Origin of the sequence: Streptomyces sp. NPDC007095 (assembly GCF_040634475.1) — a bacterium.
In the GTDB taxonomy this organism is placed as follows: domain Bacteria; phylum Actinomycetota; class Actinomycetes; order Streptomycetales; family Streptomycetaceae; genus Streptomyces.
On record NZ_JBEYFS010000068.1, the window covers coordinates 43,120 to 53,153 of the forward strand.

Consider the following 10,034-nt stretch of genomic DNA (forward strand, 5'->3'; position numbering starts at 1 on the left):
ACTCCCCGGGGAGATCGTCCGGTTATCACCCGAACGTGCTAATCCGCGGGCTTCGAGCCCGCGGATTCGGCCATTGCCGCCCCCGTGCCGTTCCCATCGTCCTAGGCTCCGGAGCCTGACCGGGGCGGGGGACGTCCGGGGGAGGGAACGAGGCGATGGGGTCGATTCCGACGTGGGCGCGTTTCTACGTCGTCTGTGTCGTCGCCGCCGCCCTGGCCTGCCTGGCTCCGCTGCCCGCCGTTCACGCACCCTGGTGGATCGTCGCCCTGCTGGCCGCGCTGTACGCCGGCTGCGAGCGCATCCCCTTCCCGCAGGGCCCCAAGGGTGCCGCCGCCCGCGTCGCCGAGCGGGGCGCGCCCAGAGGGCTGGGCACCTTCCTGCCCGTGCTGCTCGCCGGGGCCTTTCTGCTGCCGCCGCCGGCCGCCGCGCTCGTGGCGCTGCCGGGCGCGCTGCTCGCCCGTGTCGAACAGCGGCCGCGGTGGCTGCGCCGGGTCTGGCGCGCGGCCCAGCTCGCCGTCGCGGTATGGGCGGCGTCCCGGGTGCACTGGGCGCTGGGTGGCGGGGACGCGGTCGCGCTGCCCCACTTCCCGTACGCGCTCGTACCCGCCGGGGCCGCGGTGCTCACCTTCTGCCTGGTGCTGACTGCCCTCGACGGCGGGATCCTGGCGCTCGCCGAGCGGGTGCCGGTGCGGGGCGCCTGGCGCGGGCTCTTCTCGCGCTCCCTCGCCTCCGTCGCCGTGCACGGGCTCGCCGGGCTGATGATGGCGGTGCTGTGGCGCAGTCCGTACGGTCCTGTCGCCGCGCTGCTCGTCCTGCTGCCGATGTACGTGTCCTGCTGGGCGTTCGCCCAGTACCACCGGGAGCGGGCCGCCCACCAGGCCACCATCCGGGCCCTCGTGCAGGCCGTCGACATCAAGGACGGGTACACGCGCGGGCACAGTGAGCGGGTCGGGCAGGCGTCCATGATGATCGCCCGTGAGCTGGGCATGGACGACGAGCGCGTCGAAGTGCTGCGGTTCGCCGGGATCCTGCACGACGTGGGGAAGCTGGGCGTGCCCACCCGGCTCCTGCGCAAGGACGGGCCGCTGACGCCGGAGGAACGGCGGATCATCGAGCTGCATCCCGAGTACGGGCACGAGATGGTGCGCGGCATCGGCTTCCTCGGAGAGGCGCGGTCGGCGATCCTGCACCACCATGAGCGGATCGACGGGAGCGGGTACCCGTACGGGCTGGTGGGGCGCCAGATCCCGGAGTTCGCGCGCGTGGTGGCCGTCGCCGACGCGTTCGACGCGATGACGTCGACCCGGTCCTACCGGCGGGCCCGGCCGGTGCCGGTGGCGCTGGAGGAACTGGAACGGTGTGCGGGGGCGCAGTTCGATCCCGGGATGGTACGGGCCCTGGTACGAGCGCTGGACCGACACGGGTGGCATCCTGCGGTGACCGCGGGGGTTTACCCGCCTGCTCCGCCCGTTTCCAGTCGGACGGAAGCGAACCCGACAGACAAAGACCCGACCCCGGCGGGCGCCGGCGGGCATCGCATGGACCGTGACCCGGCGGGTGGCGACCCGCCGTCGAGCGGCGCCGTCGGGCGGAGGCGTCCATGAGTGTCGTCGGGGCGGAGATTCCCGGGTACGGGATCGTCGGGCGAGCCCCGGTCACCCTCACCCTCGTTCACGCGGTCGCCCTGCTCCTCGTGGTCGTCTCGCTGGCCGTCGTCTTGTGGCAGGGTCTCGAGGAACGAGGAGTCGCGCTCGCCTTCGGGATCCTCATCGCCCTGGGGGAGCTCACCCGCTGGAGCGGGGCCGAGGAGCGGGAGTCGGCGCCCCTCGCCGCCGCCGGAGCCCTCGCGTACGCGCTGCTCGGCGAGAACGCCGGACACCATACCGACCACGGCGTCCTCGAGATCGTCGCGGTCGTCGTGGCCGCGGCCCTCATCGGCTGCGTACCGCACGTCGCCCGGGGTCGCGGGCCCACCGCCGACCACCTCACCCGGCGCGTCCTCACCGTCGCCTTCGCCGCCGTCTGCTTCCAACCCCTCTACAACCAGAGAAGGTTGACGGGCTGGAGCGGTCCCTCCTACGCCCTGCTGCTGGTCTCCCTGCTGGTGCTCACCGCGCTGTGCGACGCCGTGCTCGCGGCGGCGATGGCGCACGCCCGGACCCGCTGGCCCTTCGGACCGCTGCTGAGGGACGAGCTGCGGGCCACGCTCGGCATCGGGTCGGCGGTCTGCGCGACCGGGGCCGTGATGTCGCTCGCGGTGGCGGTCGTCGGGCTGTGGGCGCTGCCCGTGTTCTCACTGCCCCTGCTGCTCACCCAGCTCTCCGTCCGGCGGTTCGCCGCCGTGCGCGTCACCTATCGGCAGACGATCGCCTCACTCGCGCGGGCGACCGAGATCGCCGGGTACACCCCCGCCGGGCACGCCCGGCGGGTCGCCGCGCTCAGCCGGGCCGTCGGCCGTGAGCTGGGGCTGTCCGAGCCCGATCTGACCATCCTGGAGTACGCGGCCCTCATGCACGACATCGGACAGCTCAGCCTCGTCGACCCGGTGCCCGCCGGAGCCACCTCCGCGCTCTCGGCCGACGAGCAGCGGCGCATCGCCCTCCTCGGCGGCGCCGTCGTGCGCCAGACCGGCGTGGACGCCGAGGTCGCCGTGGTCGTGGAACGGCAGGCCGATCCGTACCGGGAGCAGCCGGTCACGGCACGGATCGTGCGGGCCGTCAACGCGTACGAGGAGATGGCCAGGGAAGCAGGCCCGGGCGGGCCCCTCACCGCCCTGGAGAAGCTGCGCCTGGCCACCGCCCGCGACTATCAGCCCGAGGTCGTGGAGTCGCTGGCCAGGGTCCTGTTGCGAGGCAGCCTTACCCTGCCCCAGGCTGGGTAACCCATGGGTAATGAGCGCCCGTCCAACGGTCCGTGGTTGGATGCGAGGAAGAGGGTGTTCGGGGGCACGGGCCAGCCCGGGGCTGCGCTGTCTTCAAGAAACTCTTCAGGGACCGGCAGGCGGGAAACGCAAGGAACTGGCAGGCGGGAATCGTGAGGATCTTCGGCAAGGGACGGCACCGGCCCTCCGCCTCATGGCGGCAGGCCACCGATCGCGCGTTCACGCTGATCGGCGACGGCCGGTACGAGGACGCGGGAGCGCTGCTGACGCGCGCCGCGGACCTGGAACCCTGGCTGTCGGAGTCCTGGTTCAACCTGGCCCTGCTGCACAAGTTCCGGCACGACTGGGAGCAGGCACGGGCCGCGGGTCTCAGGGCCGTCGCACTCCTCGAACGGGAGGCGGGCGCCCCCGACTGGTGGAACGTCGGGATCGCCGCCACCGCCCTGCAGGACTGGCCGCTGGCCCGCCGCGCCTGGCAGGCGTACGGGCTGCGGGTGCCCGGCGGGGCCGCCGTCTCCGGGGAACCGGTGGGCATGGACCTCGGCAGCGCGGCCGTACGGCTGTCGCCGGAGGGCGAGGCCGAGGTCGTGTGGGGGCGCAGGCTCGATCCGGCCCGGGTGGAGGTCCTGTCCATTCCGCTGCCGTCCTCGGGGCGGCGCTGGGGCGAGGTCGTCCTGCACGACGGTGTCCCGCACGGGGAGCGGACGACCGCCGCCGGGCACGCCTATCCCGTCTTCGACGAGATCGAGCTGTGGGCGCCCTCCCCGGTACCCACCTGGGTGGTTCTCCTGGAGGCCGCCACCGAGGAGGACCGGGACGCCCTGGAGCAGCTCGCGGCGGACGCCGGCTTCGCCGCGGAGGACTGGTCCTCGTCCGTACGGCTGCTGTGCCGGATGTGTTCCGAGTCGCGGATGCCGTCCGACGAGGGCGACGGTGAGCACCTCGACCCGCACGACCACAGCGAGCCCGGGCATCCCGGACCGCTCGGTCACCGCACCGACGGGCAGCTGTGGGTGCCGGAGCGGGAGTGCGGTCTCGCTGCGCCGGCTTCGCTGGTCAGGGGGTTGCTCGACGGATGGGTCGCGGACAGCCCAGACTCCCGGGACTGGCGGGATCTCGAAGAGGTGTGCTGAGCGCTGCCGGCCGGCGGGGGCTTGTCGCGCCCACGCGGCGGAGCCGCAGATCAACACAGTCCCGCGCTCTCGCGGGGCGCCACCCCCGTACCCTGTAAGAGCACCACACCCCTGGTTTCGAGGAAGGCGTACGTCGGTCATGGCGCAGCAGGACACCGAGCAGCAGCACTCTGGAGTGCTCCCCGTGGACGACGAGGGCTTCGTCATCGACACCGAGGACGGTGAGGAGCGTGAGGCGGCCTACCGTGAGCGCGGTACCTCGCGGCCGATCACGGTCGTCGGCAACCCGGTGCTGCACAAGGAGTGCAAGGACGTCACCGAGTTCGGGCCCGAGCTCGACGAGCTGATCGCCGACATGTTCGCCAGCCAGCGCACCGCCGAGGGCGTGGGCCTGGCGGCCAACCAGATCGGCGTCGATCTCAAGGTCTTCGTCTACGACTGCCAGGACGACGAGGGCAAGCGGCACGTCGGTGTCGTCTGCAACCCTGTCCTCGTCGAACTGCCCGCCGAGCAGCGCCGCCTCGACGACAGCAACGAGGGCTGCCTCTCCGTGCCGACCGCGTACGCGCCGCTGGCCCGCCCCGACTACGCGGAGGTCACCGGGCAGGACGGGAAGGGCAACCCGATCAAGGTGCGCGGCACCGGCTACTTCGCGCGCTGCCTCCAGCACGAGACCGACCACCTGTACGGCTACCTCTACATCGACCGGCTCTCCAAGCGCGAGCGCAAGGAGGCCCTGCGGCAGATGGCCGAGAACGAGCCCCGCTACCCGATCGTCGCGAACGACTAGGACACCGGGACAGGATCTGGTGAGCGACTTGAACGGCTGAGTCGCGGCAGGACAGTTGGGGCTCGCGCGCACTCGCGGGCCTGCCCGAGCGGCGTCTGGTCAAGGGGAATCCCCTGACCAGGCGCCGTTCGCATGTGCGTCGCACGTTCGATCCCTTGTGCTCCCTTAGTGATCCATATCCAGTCACACAAGGGGACATTCTCAGCACTGTGGGGTAGTGAGTGGAGCAAATCCGTTCCCAGAACGGTCAGTTGTGGTGCTGAATGGGAAGTGCGGGGATACGCAACGGCGCACGCCCGGCACAGCGGGAGGGGCGCAGCGTCAACTGCAGGCTGAGAGGGGTTTGTTCGTGCATGCATTCTCACACGGCACTTCATCGACACCGACCGTGGTCGCGGTTCCACCGGCGCTCTCTCTCCCGGTGATCGAGTCCGCGTTTCCCCGCCAACTGCACCCGTATTGGCCGAGACTCCAGGAGAACACACGTTCGTGGCTGAGGGAAAAACGCCTCATGCCGGCGGACAAGGTCGACGAATATGCCGACGGCCTTTGCTATACGGACCTGATGGCGGGCTACTACATTGGCGCCCCCGACGAGGTCATGCAGGCGATAGCCGACTACAGCGCGTGGTTCTTCGTCTGGGACGACCGCCACGACCGCGATGTCGTCCACGGCAGGCCCGGCGCCTGGCGTAGCCTCAGGTTCCAGCTGCACGCGGCTCTCGACTCCCCGAGGGAGTATCTGCACCACCAGGATCCCCTGGTCGCGGGGTTCGCGGACAGCATGGTGCGCCTGTACTCGTTCCTGACCAAGAAGTGGAACGCACGCTTCGCCCGGCATTTCCACGCGGTGATCGAGGCGTACGACCGGGAATTCCGCAACCGTGTCAACGTCACCGTGCCCACGGTCGAGGAATATCTGGAACTGCGGCGGCTCACCTTCGCGCACTGGATCTGGACCGACCTTCTGGAGCCGAGCGCGGGCAGTGAACTTCCCACCGCCGTGCGGAACCATTTCGCATATCGCCGGGCCGCTCTGCTGAGCCAGGAATTCGCCGCCTGGTACAACGACCTCTGTTCGCTCCCGAAAGAAATCGCGGGCGACGAGGTCCACAATCTCGGAATCAGCCTCATCCGCCACGAGGGGCTGATACTCGAAGAAGCGGTCCAGGACATCCGGCGGCGGATCGAGGAATGCATCGCCGAATTCCTCGACGCGGAAAAGGACCTCAACCGGTTCGCCGACACCCTCGCGGACGGCACCGTGCACGGCAAGGAATTGAGCCTCGCCGTGAAAGCGTGCCTCGGCAATATGCGGAACTGGTTCAGCTCCGTGTACTGGTTCCACCACGAGTCCGGCCGGTACACCGTCGACAGCTGGGACGACCGCTCCACACCCCCGTACGTCAACAACGAAGCGGCAGGTGAGTCATGACCGTCGAGTCAGTGAAGCCCGCGCAACCCGCGGCACCGCAGCTGCCCGTTCCACCCCTCGCCGGAGGCGGCCTGCCGGTCCTGGGTCACGGCTGGAAACTGGTCCGCGACCCGCTGGGCTTCCTTGCCCGGCTCCGCGACCACGGCGACGTCGTACGGCTCAGGCTGGGCCCCAAGACGGTGTACGCGCTCACCTCGCCGGCCCTCACCGGAGCGATGGCGCTCAGCACCGACTTCAAGATCGACGGACCCCTCTGGGAGTCCCTGGAAGGCCTGCTCGGCAAGGAGGGCGTCGCCACCGCGAACGGCCCCAGGCACCGTCGCCAGCGTCGCACCATCCAGCCGGCGTTCCGGCTCGACATCATCCCCGAGTACGGACCGATCATGGAGGAGGAGGCGCGGGCGCTCGCCGAGCGCATGGGGTCGGGCGAGCCCGTCGACTGCACCTCCGAGTCGTTCCGCGTCGCCGTGCGTATCGCGGCCCGCTGTCTGCTGCGCGGCGAGTTCATGGACGAGCGCGCCGAGCGCCTCAGCATGGCGCTCGCCACCGTGTTCCGCGGCATGTACCGGCGCATGGTGATCCCGGCGGGCCCGCTCTATCGGCTGCCGCTTCCGGCCAACCGCAAATTCGACCGCGCATTGGCCGATTTGCATCTCCTCGTCGACGAGATCGTCGCCGAGCGCCGCGCATCCGGTCAAAAGCCGGACGATTTGCTGACGGCATTGCTGGAAGCGAAGGACGAGAACGGCGAGCCGATCGGCGAACAGGAGATCCACGACCAAGTCGTAGCGATACTCACGCCCGGCAGTGAAACCGTGGCGTCCACGATCATGTGGCTGCTGCAAGTCCTCACCGAACACCCGGAACACGCCGCACGGGTGGCCGAGGAGGTCAAATCCGTCGTAGGGGACCGACCCGTCGCATTCGACGACGTCCGGAAGCTGTCGTACACCAACAATGTCGTCGTCGAGTCGATGCGGCTGCGCCCCGCCGTATGGATTTTGACCCGGCGGGCGGTGACCGAAACCGAACTCGGCGGCTATCGGATTCCGGCCGGTGCCGACATCGTCTACAGTCCGTTCGCCATCCAGCGTGATCCGCGCTCGTACGACGGGCATCTGGATTTCGACCCCGACCGCTGGCTCCCGGAACGTGCCAAGGACGTCCCGAAGTACGCCATGAGCCCCTTCAGTGTGGGCAACCGGAAGTGCCCGAGCGATCACTTCTCGATGGCGCAGCTCAGCCTGATCACGGCGACGGTTGCGTCCCGGTGGCGGTTCGAGCAGGTCTCCGAGTCCAATGACGCGACCCGCGTCGGCATCACGCTGCGTCCGTACCGGCTGCTGCTGAGGGCCCTGCCGCGGTGACCGCGCGGTGTCGTCCGCGGTGACCCGGTGTCCGTACCGGTGCGCGTTCAGGCGGCCCGCGGGCCCCTGAACGTGCGCCGGTAGGCCTGCGGGGTCGTCCCCAGGCTCCGGACGAACTGGTGGCGCAGCGCGGCCGCGGTGCCGAACCCGGTGCGTCCCGCGATCGCGTCCATCGTCTCGTCCGACGCCTCCAGCAACTCCTGTGCCAGCAGCACCCTTTGGCGCAGGATCCAGCGGTACGGGGTGGTGCCGGTCTCCTGCTGGAAGCGGCGTGCGAAGGTGCGCGGGGACATGTGGGCGCGGGCCGCGAGCTGCTCGACGGTCACCTCCCGGTCGAGGTGGCGCTCCATCCACACCAGTACCTCGCCGACCGTGTCGCAGGTGGAGCGGGGCAGCGGGCGCTCGATGTACTGGGCCTGCCCGCCGTCGCGGTGCGGGGGCACCACCATGCGGCGGGCGATGGCGTTGGCGACCTCGGGGCCCTGTTCCTTGCGGACGATGTGCAGACAGGCGTCGATTCCGGCGGCGGTGCCGGCCGAGGTGATCACCGGGTCCTCGTCCACGTACAGCACGTCCGGTTCGACGATCGCCTTCGGGTACTGCCGGGTGAGCTCCTCGGCGTGGTGCCAGTGCACGGCGCAGCGCCGCCCGTCGAGGAGCCCGGCCGCGCCGAGCACGAAGACGCCGGAGCAGACGCTGAGCACCCGGGCGCCGCGGTCCGTGGCGCGGTGCAGGGCGTCGAGCAGTTCGGGCGGATAGGACCGGGACACATAGGAGTTCCCGGCGGGAAGAGCGATGAGGTCGGCGCTCTCCAGGCGCTCCAGGCCGTGCTCGATGGTCAGCGAGAACCCCGCGTGGGTGGTCAGGGTCGGGCCCTCGGCGGAGGCGACCGCGAAGTCGTAGACGGGCAGGCCGTCGTCGCTGCGGTCGATGCCGAACACCTCGCAGACGACCCCGAGTTCGAAGGGGTGCACACCGTCGAGCAGGACCGCGGCCACGTTTTTCAGCATGCCCGCCAGTGTGCCTCGTCAGTGGCAGGAAATCGAGGGTCTACGGCAGTCCTGCCACTGACGCCGAGGAGCGAGCGGTACGACAGTGGTGTTCATGAAGACATTCATGGACACCACCGCCGGAATCCTGACCGTCCTCGCGATCTTCGTGGTCCTGGCCCTGCCCGCGCTGATCGGCGCGGCCCACGAGCGGCGCATCGACCGTCAGCTAGGACTTCGTGATCAGCACCGTGACCGTCCACTCCTGAATGCCCTTGCACGACACCTTGCCCGGGGCGGTCGCGCACAGCGGCCGGGACGAGGTGAGGTGGACGGTTCCCGCCGAGACCGCCTTGAAGGCGGAGCTCGCGTCGCCCGCCTGGAGGACGACGCCGCTGTTGGTGGCCTCTAGCCCGGCGCCGCTGACCTTGACAGGGGTCCACGGCCGACTGGTGGTGCCGTCCAGGGTGAGGCGGAGTACGCCGCCGGCCGTGAGGCAGTACGTATGGCCGGTGTCGGCGGCGCCGAGCTCCGCGGGAGCCTTGTCGCAGCTCTGGTGGCTCGTCGTGGGGGACGGCGACACGGTGCGGCTGCCGCCCGCGTCACCGCCGCCCTGTGTGCCGCAGCCGGCGAGGAGCAGCGTCAGGGCCGTGAGGGCGAGGATCCGATGGTGGGTCGTACGGCGCATGGGGTGGCACCTCCTTGTCGCTTGGACGTGCCACCCCCGCATCAGGATCCACACAGGGCCCTGACCGCGACGCCGGCCAGGGCCCCACTGGTCAGCTGGTCGTGACGGCGGTGTCGTCCACGACGAAGCTGGTCTGGAGCGAGGAGTCCTCGACACCGCTGAACTTCAGGGTGACGGTGGACCCGGCGAACGAGGACAGGTCGAAGGTCTTCTGGCTGTAGCCGGAGGCGGCGTTGAGGTTCGAGTACGTCGCCAGGGTGGTCGATCCCGCGGTGACCGTCAGCTTGTCGTACTGGCTGCTGGTGGTGGTCTCCGCGGTGTCGATGTGCAGGTAGAAGGTGAAGCTGGCCTTGCAGCCGGACGGGATCGTCACCGACTGGGAGAGCGTGTCGGTGTGCGTCGAGCCGTAGCCGTCCAGCCAGGCCTTGTACGAACCGGCGTGCGCGGCCTCACTGCTGGAGTTGGTGATGACGCCACTGCTGGCGCTCCAGGTCGTGTTGCCCGACTCGAAGCCCGGGTTGCCGAGCAGCTGCGCCGAGGTGCAGGTGCCGCCGCCGGAGGTGCTGACGGTCCAGGTGAAGGAGGCGGAGCCGGAGGCGCCCGTGCTGTCGGAGGCGGAGACGGTGACGCTGTAGGTACCCGCCGTGCTCGCGGTGCCGGAGATCAGACCGGTGGAGCTGCTGATCGACAGGCCGGTCGGCAGACCGCTCGCGCTGTAGGTGAGGGTCGCGCCCGCGCTGTCGCTGGCCGA

At 70.2% G+C, this 10,034-nt stretch carries 9 protein-coding genes; 6 read left to right on the forward strand and 3 right to left on the reverse strand.

Annotated features, from left to right (window positions below; translation table 11 throughout):
• The first annotated feature begins 155 nt into the window (after positions 1–155).
• From ABZ656_RS23615 to ABZ656_RS23640, 6 genes are all read left to right on the forward strand, one after another.
• Positions 156–1,604, forward strand: a complete 1,449-nt coding sequence (locus tag ABZ656_RS23615) for an HD-GYP domain-containing protein (protein WP_360270273.1) — start codon at positions 156–158, stop codon at positions 1,602–1,604.
• Positions 1,601–2,881 carry an HD domain-containing protein gene (locus tag ABZ656_RS23620; protein WP_360270275.1) on the forward strand — a complete coding sequence of 427 codons (1,281 nt, stop codon included), beginning with the start codon at positions 1,601–1,603 and terminating at the stop codon, positions 2,879–2,881. The genes ABZ656_RS23615 and ABZ656_RS23620 overlap by 4 nt, the downstream gene beginning before the upstream one ends.
• 152 nt (positions 2,882–3,033) lie before the next feature.
• Positions 3,034–4,014, forward strand: coding sequence for a hypothetical protein (locus ABZ656_RS23625; RefSeq protein WP_101400564.1), 981 nt, complete (start codon positions 3,034–3,036; stop codon positions 4,012–4,014).
• Between the two features lie 139 nt (positions 4,015–4,153).
• The gene (def, locus tag ABZ656_RS23630) at positions 4,154–4,804 is read left to right on the forward strand and encodes a peptide deformylase (protein WP_101400565.1); all 651 of its coding nucleotides are present in this window, start codon (positions 4,154–4,156) and stop codon (positions 4,802–4,804) included.
• A 349-nt stretch (positions 4,805–5,153) separates the two neighbouring features.
• Positions 5,154–6,239 carry an epi-isozizaene synthase gene (gene cyc1 / locus ABZ656_RS23635; protein ID WP_101403731.1) on the forward strand — a complete coding sequence of 362 codons (1,086 nt, stop codon included), beginning with the start codon at positions 5,154–5,156 and terminating at the stop codon, positions 6,237–6,239.
• Positions 6,236–7,606, forward strand: a complete 1,371-nt coding sequence (locus tag ABZ656_RS23640) for a cytochrome P450 (protein WP_360270278.1) — start codon at positions 6,236–6,238, stop codon at positions 7,604–7,606. The genes cyc1 and ABZ656_RS23640 overlap by 4 nt, the downstream gene beginning before the upstream one ends.
• Before the next feature lie 47 nt (positions 7,607–7,653).
• On the opposite strand, the gene ABZ656_RS23645 is transcribed toward ABZ656_RS23640, so the two are convergent.
• The 3 genes from ABZ656_RS23645 to ABZ656_RS23655 form a co-directional block, all read right to left on the reverse strand.
• Complete coding sequence (locus ABZ656_RS23645; RefSeq protein ID WP_101400567.1) at positions 7,654–8,616, reverse strand: helix-turn-helix domain-containing protein; 963 nt, start codon at positions 8,614–8,616, stop codon at positions 7,654–7,656.
• A 208-nt stretch (positions 8,617–8,824) separates the two neighbouring features.
• Positions 8,825–9,283: a hypothetical protein gene (locus ABZ656_RS23650; protein ID WP_360270281.1), complete on the reverse strand. Its 459-nt coding sequence runs from the start codon at positions 9,281–9,283 to the stop codon at positions 8,825–8,827.
• A 91-nt stretch (positions 9,284–9,374) separates the two neighbouring features.
• Positions 9,375–10,034, reverse strand: a 660-nt coding sequence (locus ABZ656_RS23655) for a putative Ig domain-containing protein (RefSeq protein WP_360270283.1), incomplete at its 5' end; no start/stop codon positions are given.

Coding starts and splice junctions, on each gene's coding strand:
- ABZ656_RS23615 (WP_360270273.1), top strand. CDS start 156: ATGGGGTCGATTCCGACGTGGGCGCGTTTCTACGTCGTCTGTGTCGTC.
- ABZ656_RS23620 (WP_360270275.1), top strand. CDS start 1,601: ATGAGTGTCGTCGGGGCGGAGATTCCCGGGTACGGGATCGTCGGGCGA.
- def (WP_101400565.1), top strand. CDS start 4,154: ATGGCGCAGCAGGACACCGAGCAGCAGCACTCTGGAGTGCTCCCCGTG.
- ABZ656_RS23640 (WP_360270278.1), top strand. CDS start 6,236: ATGACCGTCGAGTCAGTGAAGCCCGCGCAACCCGCGGCACCGCAGCTG.
- ABZ656_RS23645 (WP_101400567.1), bottom strand. CDS start 8,616: ATGCTGAAAAACGTGGCCGCGGTCCTGCTCGACGGTGTGCACCCCTTC.
- ABZ656_RS23650 (WP_360270281.1), bottom strand. CDS start 9,283: ATGCGCCGTACGACCCACCATCGGATCCTCGCCCTCACGGCCCTGACG.